Origin of the sequence: Lacisediminihabitans sp., assembly GCF_043726815.1 — a bacterium.
Classification (GTDB): domain Bacteria; phylum Actinomycetota; class Actinomycetes; order Actinomycetales; family Microbacteriaceae; genus Lacisediminihabitans.
Genome location: NZ_JAYSJZ010000106.1, coordinates 1 through 22,265, shown reverse-complemented (window position 1 = coordinate 22,265; position 22,265 = coordinate 1). Strand labels below are relative to the sequence as shown.

Sequence of the window (22,265 nt, the reverse complement as noted above, 5' to 3'; positions counted from 1 at the left end):
CCAGGGCATCGACCCGCAGATCGACTTCAGCGACCTCGATGAGGTGAAGCGCACCGCCGAGTACTGCAACCAGCTGCCCGTGCACGAGCGCAGCCCGTGGGCCGGCGACCTCGTCTACACGGCCTTCAGCGGCTCGCACCAGGACGCCATCAAGAAGGGCTTCGAGGCCATGGCCGCCGAGGCCGCCGAGAAGGGCGTCTCGGTGGACGACCTCACCTGGGCGGTGCCGTACCTGCCGATCGACCCCAAGGACCTCGGCCGCAGCTACGAGGCCGTCATCCGGGTCAATTCGCAGTCCGGCAAGGGCGGCGTGGCCTACCTGCTCAAGAACGACCACGCCCTCGACCTGCCGCGCAAGCTGCAGATCGAGTTCTCCGGTGTCGTGCAGGCGAAGACGGATGCCGAGGGCGGCGAGGTGACGAGCGCCCAGATCTGGGAGATCTTCACCGACGAGTACCTTCCGGCCGCCGCCGACGACGACAAGTGGGGCCGCTTCGAGCTCGCCCAGACGCGCACGTCGAGCGACATGTCCGGCGTCGTCTCGCTGCAGACGAGGCTGCGGGTGGGCGAGGACACGATCGACGCCGAGGCGACCGGCAATGGCCCGGTTGCCGCGTTCCTCAAGGTGCTCGAGGCGCAGGGCATCGTCGTGAAGGTCTACGACTACGTGGAGCACGCCCTCAGTTCCGGCGGCGACGCGCAGGCCGCCGCCTACGTCGAGTGCGCGGTGGGCGACAAGCGGCTGTGGGGCGTGGGCATCGACGCCGACATCTCCACGGCATCCCTCAAGGCCGTCGTCTCCGCCGTGAACCGTGCGGTGCGCGAGGAATCGGGCAATCTGGCCCTCGCGACCGCCTAGAGACAGCGCCGCCCGCGGGGCGACCGGCAGACGACGTCATCGAGCCGGCCGTCCCGCGTCTCGATGCGGGTTGTGCGCGCAGTCGTGAGAGGCTCGATCAAATGAGTATCGAAACATCCGGACCCGTCACGTCGACCCCGGCCTGGTGGACCGACGCGGTCGTCTACCAGATCTCCCCCCGCAGCTTCGCCGACTCCAACGGGGACGGCGTCGGCGACCTCGCCGGAATCCGGTCGCGACTCGACCACCTGCAGCAGCTCGGAGTGGACGTGCTGTGGCTCTCGCCGATCTACCGCTCGCCCCAGGCCGACAACGGCTACGACATCAGCGACTACCGGGACATCGACCCGCTCTTCGGCACCCTCGCCGAGTTCGATGGCCTCCTCGCGGAGGTGCACGACCGCGGGATGAAGCTCGTGATGGACCTCGTGGTCAACCACACGAGCGACGAGCACGCCTGGTTCGAGGAGTCGCGCGGCTCGCTCGACGGCCCCAAGCGCGACTGGTACGTCTGGCGCGACGGCCACGACGGGCGCGAACCCAACCTCTGGCGCAGCGCGTTCGGCGGCCCGGCCTGGAGCCTCGACGAGACCACCGGCCAGTATTACCTGCACCTGTTCGCGGCGAAGCAGCCGGATCTCAACTGGGAGAACCCCGAGGTGCGCGGCGCCGTCTACGAGATGATGAACTGGTGGCTCGACCGAGGCGTCGACGGCTTCCGCATGGACGTGATCAACTACATCGCGAAGGTGCAGTCCGACCTCGTCGGCGATAGCACCCAGGCCACGATGGGCGGCCAGATCCACGACTTCCTGCAGGAGATGAACCGCGAGGTGTTCGCCGGGCGCGACACCGACCTGATCACCGTCGGCGAGATGCCCGGCGTGACGGTGGATGACGCGGTGCTGTTCACCGGCGTCGATCGGCTCGAGGTGGACATGGTGTTCCAGTTCGAGCACGTGGGCCTCGACCACGGGCCGGTCTCCAAGTTCGACAACGTGCCGCTCTCGCTCGTGGAGCTGAAGCGGTCGCTCGGACGCTGGCAGGACGGCCTCGCCGAATCCGGCTGGAACAGGCTGTACCTGGGCAACCACGACCAGCCCCGGTCGGTGTCCCGGTTCGGTGACGACGGGCGGTACCGGGTCGAGTCGGCGACGATGCTCGCGACCGTGCTGCACCTGCACCGTGGCACCCCGTACGTCTACCAGGGCGACGAGATCGGCATGACCAACGCCGGCTTCACCTCCATCGAGCAGTATCAGGACATCGAGTCCGTCAACTACTTCGCCGAGGCCACCGCCGCGGGAGCCTCGCCCGCCGAGGTGCTCGACGCCCTGCGCTATCGCAGCAGGGACAACGCGCGCACGCCGGTGCAGTGGGACGCCACCGAGCAGGCCGGCTTCACCACCGGCACGCCGTGGCTCGAGGTGAACCCCAACCACGTCACGGTGAACGCCGCCGCGGATCGCGCCGCCGGTGCACGCTCGGTGTTCGAGCACTACCGTCGCCTCATCGAGCTGCGCCACCGGTCCGCCGTAGTGGCGCTCGGTGCCTTCGCCATGCTCGAGCCGGAGCATCCCACGCTCTATGCCTTCACGCGCACCCTCGGCGACGAGTCGCTGCTCGTGGTGGGCAACTTCTCGAGCGAGGAGCTCGAGGTTCCGTTGCTCGAATCGGCTCGGGCGACGGCGGGAACCCTCGTGATCGGCAACTACGAGGCGGCCGGCGGGGGAGCCGGCGCCACGCTGCGCCCCTGGGAGGCGCGCGTCATCAGACTGGCGTGAGGCGCGCACCGGATAGCATCGCTGAGGGGCCGAGGCGGCCCGGGCGGGCGAACGGCCGGCCGGCACATCGATCGAAGCACCTGGAGCTGACGTGAAGACCATCGGAATCATCTTCGGCGGAGCGAACAGCGAGCACGAGGTGTCGTGCGCGTCGGCCATGCACGTTCTCGCCAACCTCGACACCGACCTCTTCGTGGGCGTTCCGCTCGGCATCGACCGCCGGGGCGGCTGGCATCGGCTGGCGTCGGTGGACGACCTCGAGGGCGCGGGGGAGGGCACGCGGTTTCCCGACCTCGACGGCATCGACGTCGTGTTTCCAGTGCTGCACGGGCGATTCGGCGAGGACGGCACCGTGCAGGGACTGCTCGAGCTCGCCGGACTCCCGTACGTCGGGTGCGGGGTGCTCGCGAGCGCGCTCGCGATGGACAAGAATCTCGCTCAACGGCTGCTGGAGGCGAGCGGGGTGCCGACCATCCCCACCCACTCGGTGACCGCGGCCACTGCCGGCGAGGCGACGGCACTCGCCGACGACCTCGGCTATCCGCTCTTCGTCAAGCCCAACCGGTCCGGATCGAGTGTCGGCGTGAGCCAGGTGACCTCGCCCGCCGAGCTCGACGCCGCGATCGCCCTCGCCCTCGACCACGACACGACGGCCCTCATCCAGAAGACGGTCGAGGGCGACGAGGTCGACCTCGGAGTTCTCCAGCTCGTGAACGGCGACCTCACCGTCGGTGCGCCACTGCGCGTCGTGAAGAAGGGGCACGCCGCGTTCTTCGACTACGCCTCCAAGTACACCGAGGGCGCCGTCGAACTGGAGGTGCCCGCGCGCATCCCGGGGGAGATCACCGAGCGGCTCGTCGCCCTCGCGAAGCTCGCCTTCACCACGCTGTCCTGCGACGGTCTCGCGCGAGTGGACTTCTTCGTCGGGCGGGACGGCACGATCACCCTCAACGAGGTGAACACCCTCCCAGGACTGACGGCGCTCAGCCACTACCCGCGGATGTGGCCGCCGGTGGGAATCAGCTACACCGAACTGCTCACGAGGCTCATCGACCGGGCTGGCGTGGCCGCCTGAAGCCCGCGATCCGGGGAATCCGTTCGATCCGGCGCTGCTCAGGCAGGCTCCAGCGGAAGAGCACGGCGAGCACGCGCACTCCGAAGGTCACGATCACGCAGATCGTGGCGGCGATGAACACGGGCACGCCGAGCGCGAGCAGCGTGACGAGCGTGCTCGCCCCCGCGACGGCGGCGACCGCGTAGAGCGAGCCGACGTGCATGAGCGCGATCGGCAGGTTGAGCAGCATGTCGCGCAGGATCGAGCCGCCGACGGCCGCCACGACGCCCACGAAGACCGAGGGGATGGCGGGCAGCCCCAGGGACAGCGCCTTCGTGGTGCCGATCGCGCAGTAGAGGCCGATCGTGAGGGCGTCGAGCACGGTGATCACGGTGCCGAGCCGGGAGAACAGCCGTTCGAGAAGCATCCCGAGCAGCGCCGCGCCGGTCGCGACGATCAGGTACCAGTTCTGCTGCAGGGCCACGGGAACCTCGTTGAGCAGGAGGTCGCGGATGAGGCCGCCGCCGAAGCCCGCCGCGATGCCGATGATGGCGACGCCGAGCAGGTCGAGCCGACGGTCGCGGAACTGGGCGGCGAACATCGCACCCTGCAGGCCACCGATGCCGATCGCGAGCAGGTCGGCCCAGAGGGGTATCGCAAAGGTCGCTTCTGTCACTCGCCCATTCTGCCGCCCCGGGGGCGGCATCCGGCCGAAGCACGGCGGCCGGGGGGATACTGGAGGCATGCCCCTGTACCGTGACGAAGCCGTGGTGCTGCGCACCCACAAGCTGGGTGAGGCGGACCGCATCGTCACGATGCTCACCAGGCAGCACGGCAAGGTTCGCGCCGTGGCCAAGGGAGTACGGCGCACCGCCTCCAAGTTCGGAGCGCGGCTCGAACCGTTCATGGTCGCCGACGTGCAGCTCTACGAGGGGCGCAGCCTCGACATCATCACCCAGGCCGAGTCCGTGGGCTCCTACGGGGCGGACATCACGACCGACTACGGCAGCTACACCGCCGCCAGCGCTATGGTCGAGGCCGCCGACAAGCTCACCGAGGCCGAGGCGAGCCTGCAGCAATACCTGCTGCTCGTGGGGGCGCTGCGTTCGCTCGCCCGCCGGGAGCACGGCGCGAGCCTCACCCTCGACTCGTACCTGCTGCGTGCCCTGTCGATCGCCGGCTGGTCGCCGAGCTTCAACGACTGCTCGGTGACCGGTGCTCCCGGACCGCACTCGGCATTCGTCGTGCAGTTGGGCGGGGTGGTGGCGGATGCCGTGGCGCCGCCCGGTGCCCCGCGGCTCGACGCGAACACCCTCCTGCTGCTGTCCTCGCTCCTCACCGGCGACTGGGCGACGGCGGATGACGCCGACGATCGCACCCGCTCCCAGGCGAGCGGCGTCGTGGCCGCCTACACGCAGTTCCACCTCGACCGCGGCCTGCGCTCGCTCGAGCACGTCGACCGGCGGACCACGGCGTGAGCGTGCGGAAGACCCACCGGGACGCGGTCGACTTCAAGCCGATCGACTGGACCGGGCTGTACCCGCCCGAGCTTCCGAGGGCCGCCGTGCCCGAGCACGTCGCCATTGTGATGGACGGCAACGGCCGCTGGGCCAACGGCAAGGGACTCACGCGCGTGGAGGGCCACAAGGCCGGTGAGGCGTCGCTCCTCGACGTCGTGGCCGGCGCCATCCAGATCGGGGTCAAGCACCTCAGCGTGTACGCGTTCTCCACCGAGAACTGGAAGCGCTCACCCGACGAGGTGCGGTTTCTCATGGGATTCAACCGGGACGTGCTGCATCGCCGCCGCGACCAGCTCAACGACTGGGGTGTGCGCGTGCGTTGGGCCGGCCGCCGCCCGAGGCTCTGGGCGTCGGTGATCAACGAGCTGCAGTTCGCCGAACGGCTCACCGCGGAAAACTCGGTGCTCACCCTCACGATGTGCGTCAACTACGGCGGCCGCAACGAGATCACGGATGCCGTGCGCGCCCTCGCCGAGGAGGTCGCCGCCGGCCGGCTCAAGCCGTCCGGCATCACGGAGAAGGCCATCCAGCGCCACCTCTACGCGCCGGAGCTTCCCGACGTCGACCTCTTCGTGCGCAGCTCGGGTGAGCAGCGCACCAGCAACTTCATGCTCTGGCAGAGCGCATACGCCGAGATGGTCTTCCTCGACACCCTCTGGCCGGACTTCACCCGCGTGCAGCTCTGGGAGGCCATCCAGCTCTACGCCCAGCGCACCCGGCGCTTCGGCGGCGCGATCGACGCCCCGTCCGCGTAACGGAGACTTTCTGCATGGCGGCGATGGTGGGTCCGGGCGGTCGAGAACCGCTGACGGTGAGGCATCGCGATGGCGGATTTCGCTAGTGTGGCCTCATGGCTGACCGCACCCCCATCCGCACCGGCATCATCGGCTATGGCCTCTCCGGACGCGTCTTCCACTCGCCGTTCATTTCGACCAATCCGCGCTTCTCGCTCGAGGTCATCTCCACGAGTCATGCCGGGCGGCAGACGGTGGCGAAGTCGCAGCATCCCGACGCCGAGATCGTGGGGAGCCCGGACGAACTCTTCGCGCGCAAGCTCGACCTGATCGTGCTCGCCTCGCCGGCCCACGTGCACCTCGAACAGGGTCTCGCGGCAATCGCGACGGGGGCGGCGCTCGTGATCGACAAGCCGTTCGCGACCACCACGGCCGAGGCCGAGACGCTCATCGTGGCTGCCGAGGAGGCGGGCGTGCCGCTCTCGGTGTTCCAGAATCGCCGCTGGGATGGGGACTTCCTCACCGTGCGCCGCCTCCTCGCCGAGGGGGCACTCGGCAGCGTGCACCGGTTCGAGTCGACCTTCGAGCGCTGGTCACCGGGGCTCCGTGACCGCTGGCAAGACACGACGACCAGCGCGCAGGGGGCGGGCATCACCTACGACCTCGGCAGCCACCTCATCGATCAGGCCCTGCAGCTCTTCGGGCCGGCGTCGGTCGCCCACGCCGAACTCGCGGTGCTGCGCACGGGCGGGGTGAGCGACGACGAGGCCTTCATCTCGCTGCTGCACGACAGCGGGGTGCGGTCGCATCTCACGCTCAGCCGGTTCGCGGCGCAGAACGCGCCCCGCTTCCGCGTGCTGGGTTCCGCCTCCGCCTATTCCGTCTACGGTCTCGACGGCCAGGAGCCCGCGCTGGGGGCCGGAGTCCTGCCCACCGAGGACGGCTTCGGGGTGGAACCGCCCGAGAAGTGGGGCCAGGTCGGCATCGCCGGCTCGAGCGACACCCCGCTCGTGGCGGTGCCCACCGAACGCGGAGACTACGCCGCCTTCTACGCGGGCATCGCGGCCGCGATTCGGGACGGCGAGCCCGTGCCCGTGCTGCCACGCGAGGCCCTCGAGACGCTGCGGATCATCGAGCGCGTGCACGAACTCGCCGGCGCCTGACGATCTAAAAAGCTCAGGCGGCGGTGAGCCCCCAGTCGTGCCCGTCGAGCGTGTTCAACAGCGCGATGGTGGCCGCGAGGCTCGGCACCCGGCGCGCGCCGTCGCTCGCGATCAGGTGGATGCTGCGGTCGCTGGGCGGCGTGTGTGGCCGGATCACTGCTCCGGCCGGCAGCGTCGCCGTCGCGAGGGCGAGCCGGGGGAGCATGGCCACCCCGATGTCGCTCGCCACGAGATTGAGCACGGCGCTGGCGTTGTCGGTCTCGAACGCGATGAGCGGGTCGAAGCCGGCCAGTTCGCAGACCGCGAGGAGATGGCCGCGACAGCGCGGGCATCCGGCGATCCAGCGTTCGGTGGCGAGGCCCGCCACGTCCACGATCGGATCGCCGGCGAGGGGATGTCCGGCCGGCAGCACCACCACCATCTCCTCGGTGAAGAGCGTCTCCATGCTCAGGCCGCTCGCGCTGTCCCGATGCGGGTCCGTGCGGTCGCCCGGGTAGCTGAAGGTCACGGCGAGGTCGATGGCGCCCTCGCGCATGAGGGCGACCGCCTCGGGCGGCTGCGCCTCGATGTAGCTGAGCTGGATGCCGGGGTGCAGGCTCGCCATCGCCCCGAGCAGCCGGGGCACGATCGTGGATGACGCGGTGGGGAACGCCGCCAGGCGCACCGTCCCCGAGCGCAGGCCAGCGAGGTCGGCGAGGTCGCCCGAGGCAGCGTCGAGGGCGGAGGTGATGGTGATGGCGTGCCTGGCGAGAACCTGACCGGCCTCGGTCAGCCGAACCGATCGCCCCACCCGGGTCACCAGCGGCAGGCCGAGCCGCGCCTCGGTGCGCTGGAGGTGCTGGCTCACGGCCGGCTGGCTGTAGCCGAGTGACCGGGCGGCGCCGGTGATCGTTCCGGTCTCGGCGATCGCGCGCACGATGCGGATCGATTGCAGGTCCAGTTGCGGGTCGAGCTCGAGAGTCATAGGTGAATGTTATTGGTTCTATCCGAAGTATGCCCTTGTCGCATGATTAAGGGGCGAGCATCATGGGGACATGACGAGTGCAACGACGGCCACAAGCCGCACAACTTCCCGCCCCCTCTCGCCGGCCCTACAGCGGGCCATCGAGCGCTTCGAAGCCCCGCGCGGATTCCTCGCGGTCGCCTCGATCGGCCTTCCCACGGACGAGACCGTCGCCGCCCAGAGGGCCGACCTGGATCTCTGGTCGGCGGCCAAGCGCGATCCGATGGACTACGACGCCGTGATCGAGCGCACGCGCGGCCACTACGCCTCGCTCGTCGGCGTCTCACCGGACCGCGTCGCGACGGGCTCGCAGACCTCCGTCATGACGAGCCTCATCGCCGCGGCGGTTCCGGATGGTGCGGAGGTGCTCTGCGTCGACGGCGACTTCTCCTCGATCGTGTTCCCCTTCCTCGAGCGGAAGTCGATCCGGGTGCGCAACGTGCCGCTCGCCGCGCTCGCCGAATCCATCACGGACGACACCTGGCTCGTCGTGTTCTCGCATGTGCAGTCGGCGACCGGCCAGGTCGCGGATGTCGCGGCGATCCTCGAGGCGGCCGCGGCGCACGACACCTTCACCTTCTGCGACACGACCCAGTCGGCCGGGGTGCACCCGGTCGACGCCTCGGTCTTCGACGCGACGGTGTGCCACACCTACAAGTGGCTGTGCTCGCCGCGCGGGGTGGCATTCCTCACGCTGAGCGAACGGTTCGACGCCCTCCTCACGCCGATCCAGGCCGGCTGGTATGCCGGCGACGACGTCTGGAAGTCCTGCTACGGACCGCAGATGCACCTTGCCGCGAACGCGCGGCGGTTCGACGTCTCCCCGGCCTGGCCGGCGTGGGTGGGAGCAGAGCCGGCCATCCGCATGTTCTCCCAGCTCGACATCGAGGAGGTGTGGGCGTTCACGTCCGGTCTCGGCGACGCGCTCTGCGACGGCCTCGGCATCCCGCAGCAGCACCAGGCCATAGTCACCTGGGCCGATGCTGAGGGCACCGACCTGCAGAAACTGATCGGCGCGGGGATCAAGGCCTCCGGCCGAGCGGGTCGCCTGCGCGCCTCCTTCCACCTGTGGAACGACGAGAGCGACGTCGCCGCGGTCCTGGCGGCGCTCCGGTAATCGATTTCCCCGTGTGACCGGCCCATTTGGCCGGTCCGTTTTTGCGCGCTAGAATGCCTTATTGTCACTTTGACCTTTACTCCCGCGGAGGCATTCATGACGGCAACGGCGCGCACGGCCAGCGCCGATTCCGCCCGCGCCGACGCCGCTCGAGCGGACTCGGCGAGAATCTCCCTGGCCGTCTCCACGGTGATCTTCGCCCTGCGCGCGGACGCGGATTCGACGGCCGCCTCGCTGCGGCTCCCGCTCGTTCGCCGCATCCGCGAGCCGTTCAAGGGTCGGTGGGCGCTGCCGGGCGGTCCGATCGAGGCGGCCGAGAGCCTGTCCGCCGCCGCCGGGCGAAACCTCGTGGAGACGACGGGGTTGCGGCCCACCTACCTCGAACAGCTCTACGCGTTCGGGGATGTCGACCGTTCGCCCGGCGACCGCGTCGTGTCGATCGTCTACTGGGCCCTCGTGCGCAGCGAGGAGGCCGACCTGGCCGCCGAGGGCGACAACGTGCGCTGGTTTCCCGCCGACGACCTGCCCGACCTCGCCTTCGACCACAACACGATCGTCGACTACGCGCTCTGGCGCCTGCGCACCAAGATGGAGTACAGCCGCATCGCGCACGCCTTCCTCGGCGAGACCTTCACCCTCTCCGAACTGCGCGAGGTGCACGAGGCGGTGCTGCGCCGGGCCATCGACCCGGCCAACTTCCGTCGACAGATGGAGGGTTCGAAGGCAATCATCGCCACCGACCAGCACCTCACCGGCGGGCGCCACCGACCGCCCCGCCTCTATCGATACAACACCTCGGTCGAGCTGACCGACAACGGGCCACTCGCCCGTTCCTGAACCGTCGATCCCCCACCCTCCGAGGAGTCACCTTGTCGTCCGTCGACACCACCATCCAACTGATCAGCGCGAACGAGATCGACGGCGAGGTCTGCAGCACCGACCTCGCGGAGGGCCCGTGGGTCTTCGACCTGCTCGCGGAGCCGGGCTACGGTCCCGGCTCGTCGATGCACGACGAGATCCCGGCCGAGACCCCCCGCCAGGGCGAGATCCCCGCCGAGTACCGTGAGGCATCGGACGAGGAGCTGGACGCGCGCATCTTCGCGGCGAAGGAGACCCTCGGCGACCGCGTCGTCGTGCTCGGCCACTTCTACCAGCGAGACGAGGTCGTGCGGTACGCCGACTTCGTCGGTGACTCGTTCCAGCTCGCGAACGCCGCCCGGTCGAAGCCTCAGGCCGAGGCCATCGTGTTCTGCGGCGTGCACTTCATGGCCGAGACCGCGGACATCCTCGCCCGCCCGGACCAGGCGGTGATCCTGCCCAACCTCGCCGCGGGCTGTTCGATGGCCGACATGGCCGACATCGATTCCGTCGCCGAGTGCTGGGAACAGCTCGAGGCGCTCTATGGCACCGAGCCGGATGCCGACGGCCGCGTGCCCGTGATCCCGGTCACCTACATGAACTCGTCTGCTGCCCTCAAGGGCTTCTGCGGCGAGCACGGCGGCATCGTCTGCACCTCGTCGAACGCGGCGACGGTGCTCGAATGGGCCTTCGAGCGCGGCCAGCGGGTGCTGTTCTTTCCCGACCAGCACCTCGGGCGCAACACCGCCAAGGCCATGGGGGTGCCCGTGGAGCTCATGCCCCTGTGGAACCCGCGCAAGCCGCTCGGTGGCAATGAGGCGCGGGAGCTCGAGGATGCCCGGGTGATCCTGTGGCACGGCTTCTGCTCGGTGCACAAGCGGTTCACGGTGGGCCAGATCGAGAAGGCGCGCGCCGAATTCCCGGGCGTGCAGGTGCTCGTCCACCCCGAATGCCCGATGCCCGTCGTCGACGCCGCGGACGCAGCCGGCTCCACCGACTTCATCGGCAAGGCGATCGCCGCCGCGACCGAGCCGACGACGTTCGCGATCGGCACCGAGATCAACATGGTCAACCGGCTCGCCGCCCAGTACCCGCAGCACCGGATCTTCTGCCTCGACCCGGTGATCTGCCCGTGCTCCACGATGTACCGCATCCACCCCGCCTACCTCGCCTGGGTGCTCGAGGGCCTGGTGCGCGGCGAGACCATCAACCGCATCCGGGTGGCGGATGACGTGGCCGTGCCCGCTCGGGTGGCCCTCGAGCGCATGCTGGCCGCGCGCCCCGGCGGCCCGACCGAACGCGTGATCGGGGACTGAATGGGCAGCGTCATCGTGGTGGGAACCGGGATCGCCGGCCTCGTCGCCGCGCTCGAGGCCGGTCGGAGCCACGACGTGACGCTCGTGACCAAGGCGGAGCTCGGTGAGAGCAACACGCGCTACGCGCAGGGCGGCATCGCCGCCGCGCTCTTCCCGGACGACAGCGTGGAGGCGCACATCCGGGACACCCTCGACGCGGGGGCCGGGCTCAACGACCGCGAGGCCGTGGCCGTGCTCTGCACGGAGGGCCCCGGCCGCATCCGGGACCTGATCCGCCTGGGCGTGGAATTCGACCGGGAGAACGGCGAGCTCGCGCGGGGGCGCGAGGCGGCGCACTCGAGCGCGCGCATCCTGCACGCCGGGGGAGACGCGACCGGCGCGGTGATCGAACGCGCCCTGGTCGCCGCGGTGCGGGAGTCGGCGGCGAGCATCCGGGAATTCTGTTTCGTGCGCGATCTCGTGGTGCGGGACGGCCGGGTCGTCGGAATCGACGTGCTCGAGCGGGACGCGGCCGGCCGCGACGTGCCCGGCCGGATCGAGGCGGATGCCGTGATCCTCGCCAGCGGCGGAGCCGGCCAGCTCTACCGGCACACCACCAACCCCTCGGTGGCGACCGGGGACGGGGCAGCCGCGGCCCTGCGGGCCGGCGCCGCGCTGAGCGACGTGGAGTTCTACCAGTTCCACCCGACCTCGCTCGCCGTGCCCGGCAACTTCCTCATCTCGGAGGCGGTGCGCGGCGAGGGCGCCGTTCTCGTCGACGCCCGGGGTCGACGCTTCATGGCGGACTGGCACCCGGATGCCGAACTCGCCCCACGGGACGTCGTGGCGCGGGGGATCGCCCGCCAGATGGCCGAACAGGGCGGCGAGCCGGTCTGGCTCGACGCGACCGCGCTGGGCGCCGACTTCCTCGCCGGCCGGTTCCCCGGCATCACCCGGGTCTGCCGGGAGCACGGCCTGGACTGGGGCCGCGAGCCCATTCCGGTCACCCCGGCCGCGCACTACTGGATGGGCGGCATCCGCACCGACGAGTGGGGCCGCACCTCCCTGCCCGGGCTGTTCGCGGTGGGCGAGGTGGCCTGCACCGGGGTGCACGGCGCCAACCGGCTCGCGTCCAACTCGCTGCTCGAGTCGCTCGTGTTCGCGTGGCGGGCCGTGGGTGCCCTCGACCTCGCGGCCCGGCCCGTCGACCGGCAGGACCACGAAGCCGGCGCTCCGAATGCGCCGGCCTCCGGCTCCTCGGCAAGCCACCAGTTCACCCGCCCGGAGTTGCAGCAACTCCTCTGGGACGCCGCCGGACTCTTTCGCGACCGCCAGACGCTCGCGGGCGCGGCCGACCGCCTCGCCGGCTGGACGGCCCGCGACGATGACACCGTCGCCTCCCTCGAGACCTCCAACCTGCTCGACCTCGGCCGGCTCGTGGTCGACGCCGCCCTCGATCGCGAGGAGTCGCGCGGGGCACACTACCGATCAGACTTCCCGCAGCAGCGGCCAGAGTTCGCCCGGCACACCGCCTGGGCCAGAAGGGTCACCGTCCCATGCTGACAGCGCACCAGATCGACCCCGTCGTCTCGGCCGCCCTCGCCGAGGATGCGCCGTGGGGCGACATTACCTCGCAGTACCTCATCCCGGCCGAGGCGCGGGCGACGGCGCGACTCGTCGCGCGCGAGTTCGGGGTGTTCAGCGGCGGCGAGGTGTTCCGCGCGGCGATGCTGCTCACCGACCCGTCGATCGTGGCGACCGTCGCCGTTCCGGACGGCGAGGCATTCGCGACGGGTGCGGTCCTCGCCGAGGTGAGCGGCCCCGCCCGATCGGTGCTGCAGGCGGAGAGGGTCGCCCTCAACTTCGTGCAGCGGATGAGCGGGATCGCCACGCTCACGGCGCGTTTCGTCGCCGAGGCGGCCGGCACCCGCGCTCGTATCGTCGACACCCGCAAGACCACCCCCGGCCTGCGGGCGTTCGAACGGCACGCCGTGCGCTCGGGGGGAGGGCATAACCACCGGTTCTCGCTCTCCGACGCCGTGATGGCCAAGGACAACCATCTCGCGGTACTCACCGCGGGCGGCCGCGACATCACCGAGGCGCTGCTCGAGGTGCGGTCCCGGTTGCCGCACACCACGCACATCGAGGTGGAGGTGGACCGGATCGACCAGATCGAGGCGGTGCTGGCCGCCCGGATCGACACGATCATGCTCGACAACTTCTCGCTCGCCGAGCTGCGCGAGGGGGTCGCCCTCGTCGCAGGCCGGGCCCTGGTCGAGGCCAGCGGATCCGTCAGCCTCGAGACCGTCGCCTCGATCGCCGCCACCGGGGTGGACATCATCTCGGTGGGGGCGCTCACGCACAGCGTGCGATCCCTCGACCTGGGCCTCGACATCGAACTGCGCGGCATCGAGTCGGACGCCTGATGTACCTCGACAACGCCGCGACCGCGCCCGTTCGGCGCGAGGTGCTCGAGGCGATGTGGCCGTACGTCACGGCGGACTTCGGCAACCCGTCGAGCCACCACGAGGTGGGGGAGGCGGCCGCGCGGGGACTCGCCGATGCGCGGGAGACGATCGCCGCGGCGCTGGACTGCCGGGCCGCCGAGATCGTGTTCACCTCGGGTGGTACGGAGGCCAACAACCTCGCAGTCAAAGGGATCGCGCTTGCGGCGCCGCGCGGGCGACACATCGTCACGACCGCGATCGAGCACGAGGCCGTGCTCGCGAGCTGCGACTACCTGCGTCGGCACCACGGCTTCGAGATCGCCCTCGTGCCGCTCGGGGACGGCGGCCTCGTCGACCCGCACGCGCTCGCGGCGGCGCTGCGGCCGGACACCACCCTCGTCTCGATCATGCACGCCAACAACGAGATCGGCACCGTGCAGCCGATCCGCGCCCTCGCGGAGATCGCGCGCGCCGCCGGCGTGCCGATGCACACGGATGCCGTGCAGTCCGCCCCCTGGCTCAGGGTGGGCCTGCGCTCGCTGGGCGTCGATGCCCTGAGCGTCTCCGGCCACAAACTCGGCGCGCCGAAGGGCATCGGGCTGCTCGCGGTGCGCGGATCGGTGCCGATCGAACCGCTGCTGCACGGCGGTGGCCAGGAACGCGGGCGTCGCTCCGGCACCGAGAACGTGGCGGGAGCCGTCGGCCTGGCCGAGGCGATCCGGTTGCGCTCCGGCGCGCGCTCCGGCGACTCCGTGCGACGCTCACGGGACTCGATAATCCGCGGCGTGCTCGGCGCGGTACCCGGCGCGTTCCTCACCGGGCATCGCGACGCCCGCCTGCCCGCCCACGCCTCGTTCTGCTTCCCGGGGACGAGCGGCGAGGCGGTGCTGCTCGAACTCGAGAGGCGCGGGATCGTCTCGTCCAGCGGGTCGGCCTGTGCGGCGGGAAGCGACGACGCCTCGCACGTGCTCGTGGCTCTCGGCATCGACGAGGACACCGCCAGGACGGCGGTGCGCTTCACCCTCGATTCCAGGGTCGACGAGGCGGATGCCGCCCGTGTCGTCTCCGCGGTCGCCGACGCGGTGGCGGCCGTCGGCTCCCTGCGCTGAGCGGCACGGTGGCCACCGTCAGGGTGCTGACCCTCTGAACTCTGACGGCCCGCGGTCCCCGCGCTGGGTAAGCTGGGAGCCTCATCCCCCCTTCGACCGCGCATCCAGCGCGGTATGACTCTTGGAGTTCTCCGTGGCCAACGCCTCCCCGCTCGACCCCGTGATCAACCTGGCCAAGCGCCGTGGCTTCGTCTTCCAGGCCGGTGAGATCTACGGCGGCTCACGCTCGGCGTGGGACTACGGGCCTCTCGGCACGGTGCTCAAGGAGAACATCAAGCGCCAGTGGTGGCAGTTCATGGTGCAGGGCCGGGACGACATCGTGGGCATCGACTCCTCGATCATCCTGCCGAAGCGCGTGTGGGAGGTCTCCGGCCACGTCGAGGTCTTCAGCGACCCCCTCGTAGAGTCCCTGCACACGCACAAGCGGTACCGCGCCGACCACCTGCTCGAGGCGTACGAAGAGAAGCACGGCCATCCTCCGGTGAACGGCCTCGCCGACATCCGCGACCCGGACACCGGCCAGCCCGGCAACTGGACGGAGCCGCAGAACTTCTCCGGCCTGCTCAAGACCTTCCTCGGCCCGGTCGACAACGAGGAGGGCATGGCGTACCTCCGTCCGGAGACCGCCCAGGGCATCTTCACCAACTTCGCCAACGTCATGGGCGCCGCGCGCATGAAGCCCCCGTTCGGAATCGCCCAGGTGGGCAAGAGCTTCCGCAACGAGATCACGCCGGGCAACTTCATCTTCCGCACCCGCGAGTTCGAGCAGATGGAGATGGAGTTCTTCGTCGAGCCCGGCACCGACGAGGAGTGGTTCCAGTATTGGATCGACGCCTGCGAGGAGTGGTTCACCGACCTCGGGATCACGCCGGCCAACATCCGCCGGTTCGAGCACCCGCAGGAGAAGCTCTCGCACTACTCGAAGCGCACCATCGACCTCGAGTACCGCTTCCGGTTCGCCGGCAGCGAGTGGGGCGAGCTCATGGGTGTCGCCAACCGCACCGACTTCGACCTCAAGACCCACTCCGAGGGCTCCGGCGTCGACCTCTCCTACTTCGACCAGACCAAGAACGAACGCTGGATCCCGTACGTGATCGAGCCGGCATTCGGGCTCACCCGGGCGCTGATGGCCTTCCTCGTCGACGCGTACCACGAAGACGAGGCGCCCAACACGAAGGGCGGCGTCGACAAGCGCACCGTGCTGCGGCTCGACCGTCGGCTCGCGCCGGTGAAGGTCGCCGTGCTGCCGCTCTCCCGCAACGAGCAGCTCTCGCCGGTGGCTAAGGCCCTCGCCGCCGACCTGCGCAAGTACTGGAACATCGACTTCGACGACGCCGGGGCGATCGGGCGCCGCTACCGCCGCCAGGACGAGATCGGCACGCCGTTCTGCATCACCGTGGACTTCGACACCCTCGAGGACAACGCGGTGACCGTGCGCGAACGCGACTCGATGGCGCAGGAGCGCATCTCGCTCGATCGGGTGCGCGGGTACCTCGCCGAGCAACTGATCGGCGCCTAGCGGGAATACCGGCCGGGCTGGGGCGTTTGCCTGAGGGTGAGTGAAGCCATCAAGGTAGACATCTGGTCAGACGTGCAGTGCCCGTGGTGCTACATCGGCAAACGCAAGTTCGAGGCGGGGGCCGCGCAGTTCGGCGGAGACGTCGAGGTGGAGTACCACTCGTTCGAGCTCTCGCCAGACACCCCGGTGGACTTCGACGGCACGCCCGTCGACTACCTCAGCCAGCGCAAGGGCCTGCCCATCGACCAGGTGGAGCAGATGCTCGAGCGGGTGACCGGCATCGCCGCGAGCGTGGGCCTCGACTACGACTACGACCACGTGCACCAGACCAACACGGTCAAGGCGCACGAACTGATCCACTACGCCAAGGCGAAGGGTCGTCAGCTGGACATGAAGGAGCGCCTGCTCAAGGCCTACTTCGTCGACGGGCGGCACGTGGGTCGCATCGAGGATCTCGCCGACCTCGCCGCCGAGATCGGGCTCGACCGCGCGGACGTCGTGGGCGCCCTCGAGTCGAACCGGTACCTCGCGGATGTCAAGGCCGACGTGGCCCTCGCCACCGAATACGGCATCCAGGGCGTGCCGTTCTTCGTGATCGACGGCAAGTACGGGGTGTCCGGAGCGCAGGATGCAGAAACGTTCGCTAACGTGCTCACACAGGTACGTACCGAGAAAGAAGCCACATCATGACGGATTCCCAGGCTCTTCCGCTTCAGATCGTGGGCGATCCGAACGCCGCCTCCTGCGACGGGGACTTCTGCGCGATCCCCGACCACCACGAGCAGGCCGTGGTCAACCGCCGCCTCGACGAGGACCTCGTTTAGAGCTGCACTGCTTCAGGCGCTGATGTCCGCGACGGTCGCGTCGTAGGCCGAGATGAGCGCGTCGGCATCGAGGAACGCGCTGAAACCGGGTTCCCCGGCCCCGAGCGCGACCCGCGAGCCCGCTATCACGGCATCGACGTAGACGGGCCAGGCGGAGCTGCTGCCGAGGGGCGTGATCGTGCCTCGTTCGTAGCCGGTGGCCTCGAGGGCCAGCTCGGCGGTGGGCAGGGACAGCTTGTTGACCCCGACGATCGCCCGAAGCTTCGACCAGGAGATCTGCCGGTCGCCGGGGATGAGCGCGAAGAGGTACTCGTTAGGGGCGTCAGACGGGGTGTGCCGACGCACGACGAGGGTCTTGACGATGCCCCTCGGGTCGATGCCGAGCAGCGCGGCCGCCTCCTCGAGGGAACCGGCCGCCGGGCGCTCGACGAACTCGACTTCGAGCCCACGGGCCTCGGCATCCGCCAGTACTCTGGCGCGTCCCACAGGGTCTGTCATTGCTTCTCGTGGCTTTCTGGGAGAATTGACCGGTGACCATCCTCGCCACCGCACCTCCCAGCCTACAGATCGGGCGCATCCCGCTCGCTGTGCCTGTCGTGCTCGCGCCCATGGCTGGCATCACCAATACCGCGTTCCGCCGGCTCTGCCGCGAGTTCGGCGCCGGCCTCTACGTCTCCGAGATGATCACCAGCCGCGCGCTCGTCGAGCGCACGGAGGGATCGATGCGCCTCATCAAGCACCACGAGTCGGAGACGACCCGCAGTATTCAGCTCTACGGGGTCGACCCCAAGACGGTCGCGGAGGCCGTGACCATGCTGGTGGCCGAGGATCGCGCCGACCACATCGACCTGAACTTCGGATGCCCGGTGCCCAAGGTCACCCGCACGGGCGGGGGAGCCGCCTTGCCCTGGAAGCTCGACCTGTTCCGCGACATCGTCGAGCGTGCAGTGAAGGCGGCCGGCGACCTGCCACTCACCGTGAAGATGCGCAAGGGCATCGACTCCGATCACCTCACCTACCTCGAGGCCGGACGCATCGCCGAGGATGCCGGCGTCGCGAGCATCGCCCTGCACGCGCGCACCGCCTCAGAGTTCTACAGCGGCCACGCCGACTGGGCGGCGATCGCCAGGCTCAAGCAGACCATCACGAGCGTTCCGGTGCTCGGCAACGGGGACATCTGGTCGGGTGCCGACGCGATCCGCATGGTTGAGGAGACCGGATGCGACGGGGTCGTCGTCGGCCGCGGTTGCCTCGGTCGCCCCTGGCTGTTCGGCGACCTCGCCGCCGCCTTCGAGGGCAAGACCGACATCGCCCAGCCGAGCCTCGGCACCGTCGCGGCCACGCTGCGGCGGCACACCGAGCTGCTTGTCGAGTTCTTCGACGGCGACGAGGATCACGCCTGCCGCGACATCCGCAAGCACGTCGCGTGGTACTTCAAGGGCTACCCGGTGGGCGGGGACCTGCGCGCGAGCCTCGCCACCGTGCAGAGCCTTCAGCAGATGGACGACCTGCTCGGCACCCTGGATTGGGAGCAGCCGTACCCCGGTGAGGCCGCCGAGGGGCCGCGCGGCCGGGCCGGAACGCCGAAGCGGCCGTCGCTTCCCGACGGCTGGTTGCTGAGCCGGGAGCTCGCCGACGCGCACCGCGCCGAACTGGCCGAGGCCGAACTGAGCCACAGCGGTGGTTGAGCACGGGTACGGCGAGCACGACACCGCACGCTGGTTTCCCGAGGAGCATTCGAGCCGTCGCAGCGACTTCGCGCGCGACCGAGCGCGGCTGCTGCACTCCAGCGCGCTGCGCAGGCTTGCCGCGAAGACCCAGGTGCTGAGCCCGGCGGCCGGCCTCGACTTCGCCCGCAACCGGCTCACCCACTCGCTCGAGGTCGCCCAGGTGGGGCGCGAGCTCGCGACGAGCCTGGGGCTGGACCCGGATGTCGTGGACACGGCGTGCCTCGCCCACGACCTGGGGCATCCGCCGTTCGGTCACAACGGCGAACGCGCCCTCAACGCCTGGGCGAGCGACATCGGCGGATTCGAGGGCAACGCGCAGACCCTGAGGCTGCTCACGAGGATCGAGCCGAAGGTATTCGGGCCCGACGGGCGTTCCTACGGCCTCAACCTCACCCGCGCGAGCCTCGACGCGAGCTGCAAGTACCCGTGGCCGGACACCGCCTCGGTGGGGGACCCGAGCGGCCGCGCCAAGTTCGGCTTCTACGCGGACGACGCCGAGGCCTTCGGCTGGCTGCGCGAGGGGGCGCCCGAGCGCCGGCTCTGCATCGAGGCGCAGGTGATGGACCTCTCCGACGACATCGCGTACTCGGTGCACGACTTCGAAGACGCGGTGGTGAGTGGCTACATCGACGTGAAGGCTCTCGGAGCCCGCGTCGACCACGACGAGCTCGTCGAGTCGATGTTCGTCTGGATCGGCGGCGAACTCGGTCACGACGAGCTGATCGCGGCGTTCGACCGCCTCGATTCGCTCGACGTCTGGATCGACCGCTGGGACGGAAGTCGCATCGACCAGGGTCGGCTGAAGAACCTCACCTCCCAGCTCATCGGTCGCTTCGCCGGCGCGGCCGTCGCCGCCACCCGGGCGATCGGTGGGGACGGTAGCCTCATCCGGTTCACCGCCAACATGGTCGTCCCGCGGGAGATTCAGGCGGAGATCGCGGTGCTCAAGGGCATCGTCGCGGCGTTCGTCATGTCGCGGAACACGCGGCAGCCCATCTACAGTCAGCAGCGCGAGGTGCTCACCGATCTCGCGGATGCCCTGTACGCCCGCGGCGAGGCCGACCTCGACCCCGGATTCGCCGCCGACTGGCGCGCGGCGGAGTCGGATGCCGCCCGCAAGCGCGCCGTCGTCGACCAGGTCGCGTCGCTCACCGACCAGTCGGCCATGGCGTGGCACGAACGGATCGTCGGCTAACACCGCCGTGTTCTCTTCGGGCCCGCCCGCCACTCCAGTTGTGCAGGACGCATGGGTAGCTGGTGGCCGGGCTGCGCACTCCAGTTGTGCAGGACGGCCGGCTCGTCGTCCGCGGGTGTCCTGCAGAACTGGAGTCTGCGAGGGGTGCGATGGGCGCGGGCAGGGGGGAGGGGAGCCGTCCTGCAGAAATGGAGTGGCGGGTGTCCTGCAGAACTGGAGTCTGCGAGGGGTGCGATGGGCGCGGGCAGGGGGGAGGGGAGCCGTCCTGCAGAACTGGAGTCTGCGGGGCGAGGGGTGCGAGGGGCGTGGAGGGCACCGAAATCCACAGGGAGACTCTCCGCGCCGTGACCGTCGCCGACCGAACCTAGAATGAGCAGGTGCCCGGCCTCATACGACGAAACGATATCGACGAGGTTCGAGCGCGAATCAACATCGCCGACATCGTGGGCGACTACGTCACGCTCAAGGGCGCCGGCGTCGGATCGCTCAAGGGCCTCTGCCCGTTCCACGACGAGCGAAGCCCGAGCTTCCACGTGCGCCCGCAGGTGGGCCGGTACCACTGCTTCGGCTGTGGCGAGGACGGCGATGTCTTCAGCTTCCTGCAGAAGATGGACCACACGACCTTCACCGAGGCGGTGGAGCGGATGGCCGCGAGGGTGGGCTACGAACTCCACTACGAGGACGGCGGACAGGCCAACAGCGACCACGGCAACCGGGCACGCATCCTCGCCGCCAACCAGGCTGCCGCCGAGTATTTCGTCACCCAGCTGACCACGCCCGATGCCGAGCCGGCCAGGGCGTTCCTCGGCCAGCGAGGCTTCGATCCGGGTGCCGCCCAGCGGTTCGGCGTCGGCTTCGCACCGAAGTCGGGCCTCTCGAAGCACCTCAAGTCGCTCGGCTACAGCGATGCCGAGCTCGTCGCCGCCGGCCTCGTCGGCGAGGGAGAGCGTGGGAGCACCTACGACCGGTTCCGCGGCCGGCTCGTCTGGCCGATCCGCGACGTGACCGGCCAGACCCTCGGCTTCGGGGCGCGAAAGCTCCTGGATGACGACAAGGGCCCGAAATACCTCAACACCCCCGAGACGGCGGTCTACCACAAGTCGCAGGTGCTCTACGGCCTCGACCTGGCCAAGCGCGACATCTCGCGTGGGCGGCAGGTCGTGGTGGTGGAGGGCTATACCGACGTGATGGCCTGCCACCTCGCCGGCATCACCACGGCCGTAGCCACCTGTGGCACCGCCTTCGGCGTCGACCACATCAAGGTGATCCGCCGGGTGCTCGGGGATGTCGACAACGCGGACTCCCGCGGCCTCGGCGAGGTCATCTTCACCTTCGACCCGGACGAGGCGGGCCAGAAGGCCGCGAGCCGCGCGTTCAGCGAGGAGCAGCGCTTCGCGGCGCAGACCTTCGTGGCAGTGGCACCGGACGGGCTCGACCCCTGCGACCTTCGGCTCGAGCGCGGGGACGACGCGGTGCGTCGGCTCATCTCGGCGAAGAAGCCCATGTTCGAGTTCATGATCCGGCGCGTTCTCGCCGGCCACAACCTCGACACCGTGGAGGGCCGGGTCGCCGCCCTGCGGGCGACGGCACCCGTCGTCGCCGGCATCCGCGACCAGGCCCTCAACATCGGCTACGTGCGCACTCTCGCCGGCTGGCTCGGCATGGACCTCGGCGAGGTCGGGCGGGCGGTGGCCGCGGCGCACGGCAAGGCTCCGGAGGCGCAGAGGCCCCGCTACGGCACGGAGGCGGCCGCCGCAGCGGCGCCGGTGGAGAACGGCCCGTCGCTCGTGCACCTGCCGACCGACCCGTCGACCCGCCTGGAACGGGACTCGCTCATGGCGATCCTGCAGCATCCGGAGATCATCGGCGTGGACCTGGCCCAGCGCGCCAGCCGCGCGGCCTACGCGAATCCGTCGCTCGCGGTGGTGCGGGACGGAATCGCGGCCAGCATGGACGCCTTCGACTCGCCGGAGTGGCTCGATCGCGTGATCGCCGAGGTGCCGGCCCCGTTCGCGATGCTGGTCAAGGAGCTCGGCGTGGCCCCCCTTCCCGAG

The 22,265-nt window shown here is 69.9% G+C and carries 21 protein-coding genes; 18 read left to right on the top strand and 3 right to left on the bottom strand.

Translation table 11 applies throughout. The annotated features are described in order from the left end of the window. The 3 genes from ACHZD8_RS16325 to ACHZD8_RS16315 all read left to right on the top strand — a co-directional run. Positions 1-859 (top strand): alpha-isopropylmalate synthase regulatory domain-containing protein (locus ACHZD8_RS16325; protein WP_394771487.1); only part of this gene is annotated, 859 nt, incomplete at its 5' end. A gap of 101 nt (positions 860-960) precedes the next feature. Further along, the gene (locus tag ACHZD8_RS16320) at positions 961-2,643 is read left to right on the top strand and encodes an alpha-glucosidase (protein ID WP_394771486.1); all 1,683 of its coding nucleotides are present in this window, start codon (positions 961-963) and stop codon (positions 2,641-2,643) included. Between the two features lie 91 nt (positions 2,644-2,734). Then, positions 2,735-3,718, top strand: coding sequence for a D-alanine--D-alanine ligase family protein (locus ACHZD8_RS16315; protein WP_394771485.1), 984 nt, complete (start codon positions 2,735-2,737; stop codon positions 3,716-3,718). On the opposite strand, the gene ACHZD8_RS16310 is transcribed toward ACHZD8_RS16315, so the two are convergent. Further along, a complete protein-coding gene (locus ACHZD8_RS16310; RefSeq protein WP_394771484.1) occupies positions 3,690-4,373 on the bottom strand; it encodes a trimeric intracellular cation channel family protein in 684 nt (227 codons plus the stop codon). The two genes, ACHZD8_RS16315 and ACHZD8_RS16310, sit on opposite strands and share 29 nt — an antisense overlap. Before the next feature lie 67 nt (positions 4,374-4,440). Here ACHZD8_RS16310 and recO point away from each other — a divergent pair, with 67 nt between their 5' ends. The 3 genes from recO to ACHZD8_RS16295 all read left to right on the top strand — a co-directional run bounded on the left by recO (position 4,441) and on the right by ACHZD8_RS16295 (position 7,114). Further along, entirely contained in the window at positions 4,441-5,175 is a 735-nt protein-coding gene (recO, locus tag ACHZD8_RS16305) for a DNA repair protein RecO (protein ID WP_394771483.1), read from the top strand. Then, positions 5,172-5,972, top strand: coding sequence for an isoprenyl transferase (locus ACHZD8_RS16300; protein ID WP_394771482.1), 801 nt, complete (start codon positions 5,172-5,174; stop codon positions 5,970-5,972). The genes recO and ACHZD8_RS16300 overlap by 4 nt, the downstream gene beginning before the upstream one ends. Positions 5,973-6,067: 95 nt before the next feature. Further along, positions 6,068-7,114, top strand: a complete 1,047-nt coding sequence (locus ACHZD8_RS16295; protein WP_394771481.1) for a Gfo/Idh/MocA family oxidoreductase — start codon at positions 6,068-6,070, stop codon at positions 7,112-7,114. Positions 7,115-7,127: 13 nt separating this feature from the next. Here ACHZD8_RS16295 and ACHZD8_RS16290 read toward each other — a convergent pair whose 3' ends face one another. Next, positions 7,128-8,078 carry a LysR family transcriptional regulator gene (locus ACHZD8_RS16290; RefSeq protein WP_394771480.1) on the bottom strand — a complete coding sequence of 317 codons (951 nt, stop codon included), beginning with the start codon at positions 8,076-8,078 and terminating at the stop codon, positions 7,128-7,130. A 70-nt stretch (positions 8,079-8,148) separates the two neighbouring features. Here ACHZD8_RS16290 and ACHZD8_RS16285 point away from each other — a divergent pair, with 70 nt between their 5' ends. The 9 genes from ACHZD8_RS16285 (at position 8,149) to ACHZD8_RS16245 (ending at position 17,286) form a co-directional block, all read left to right on the top strand. Beyond that, a complete protein-coding gene (locus ACHZD8_RS16285) occupies positions 8,149-9,234 on the top strand; it encodes an aminotransferase class V-fold PLP-dependent enzyme (RefSeq protein WP_394771479.1) in 1,086 nt (361 codons plus the stop codon). Positions 9,235-9,330: 96 nt separating this feature from the next. Beyond that, positions 9,331-10,071: an NUDIX domain-containing protein gene (locus tag ACHZD8_RS16280; protein WP_394771478.1), complete on the top strand. Its 741-nt coding sequence runs from the start codon at positions 9,331-9,333 to the stop codon at positions 10,069-10,071. A 32-nt stretch (positions 10,072-10,103) separates the two neighbouring features. After that, positions 10,104-11,408 (top strand): quinolinate synthase NadA, encoded by a 1,305-nt coding sequence (gene nadA, locus ACHZD8_RS16275; RefSeq protein ID WP_394771477.1) that lies wholly within the window; start codon positions 10,104-10,106, stop codon positions 11,406-11,408. Further along, positions 11,409-12,950, top strand: a complete 1,542-nt coding sequence (gene nadB / locus ACHZD8_RS16270; protein ID WP_394771476.1) for an L-aspartate oxidase — start codon at positions 11,409-11,411, stop codon at positions 12,948-12,950. Then, complete coding sequence (gene nadC, locus ACHZD8_RS16265; protein ID WP_394771475.1) at positions 12,944-13,813, top strand: carboxylating nicotinate-nucleotide diphosphorylase; 870 nt, start codon at positions 12,944-12,946, stop codon at positions 13,811-13,813. Before nadB ends, nadC begins: the two co-directional genes overlap by 7 nt. Then, positions 13,810-14,943, top strand: a complete 1,134-nt coding sequence (locus tag ACHZD8_RS16260; protein ID WP_394771488.1) for a cysteine desulfurase family protein — start codon at positions 13,810-13,812, stop codon at positions 14,941-14,943. The genes nadC and ACHZD8_RS16260 overlap by 4 nt, the downstream gene beginning before the upstream one ends. A gap of 133 nt (positions 14,944-15,076) precedes the next feature. Further along, on the top strand, positions 15,077-16,462 hold the full coding sequence (locus ACHZD8_RS16255; RefSeq protein WP_394771474.1) for a glycine--tRNA ligase: 1,386 nt from the start codon (positions 15,077-15,079) through the stop codon (positions 16,460-16,462). 36 nt (positions 16,463-16,498) lie between these two features. Beyond that, positions 16,499-17,152, top strand: coding sequence for a DsbA family protein (locus ACHZD8_RS16250; RefSeq protein WP_394771473.1), 654 nt, complete (start codon positions 16,499-16,501; stop codon positions 17,150-17,152). Continuing rightward, positions 17,149-17,286 (top strand): hypothetical protein, encoded by a 138-nt coding sequence (locus tag ACHZD8_RS16245; RefSeq protein WP_394771472.1) that lies wholly within the window; start codon positions 17,149-17,151, stop codon positions 17,284-17,286. The genes ACHZD8_RS16250 and ACHZD8_RS16245 overlap by 4 nt, the downstream gene beginning before the upstream one ends. A 12-nt stretch (positions 17,287-17,298) precedes the next feature. Here the strand turns inward: ACHZD8_RS16245 and ACHZD8_RS16240 are convergent, their stop codons facing one another. Then, on the bottom strand, positions 17,299-17,784 hold the full coding sequence (locus ACHZD8_RS16240; RefSeq protein WP_394771471.1) for an aminoacyl-tRNA deacylase: 486 nt from the start codon (positions 17,782-17,784) through the stop codon (positions 17,299-17,301). Positions 17,785-17,816: 32 nt separating this feature from the next. Between ACHZD8_RS16240 and dusB the strand changes: the two genes are divergently transcribed. The 3 genes from dusB to dnaG all read left to right on the top strand — a co-directional run. Continuing rightward, positions 17,817-18,974 carry a tRNA dihydrouridine synthase DusB gene (gene dusB / locus ACHZD8_RS16235; protein WP_394771470.1) on the top strand — a complete coding sequence of 386 codons (1,158 nt, stop codon included), beginning with the start codon at positions 17,817-17,819 and terminating at the stop codon, positions 18,972-18,974. Next, the gene (locus tag ACHZD8_RS16230) at positions 18,967-20,211 is read left to right on the top strand and encodes a deoxyguanosinetriphosphate triphosphohydrolase (protein ID WP_394771469.1); all 1,245 of its coding nucleotides are present in this window, start codon (positions 18,967-18,969) and stop codon (positions 20,209-20,211) included. The genes dusB and ACHZD8_RS16230 overlap by 8 nt, the downstream gene beginning before the upstream one ends. A gap of 377 nt (positions 20,212-20,588) precedes the next feature. Next, a partial coding sequence (dnaG, locus tag ACHZD8_RS16225) for a DNA primase (protein ID WP_394771468.1) occupies positions 20,589-22,265 on the top strand: 1,677 nt, incomplete at its 3' end.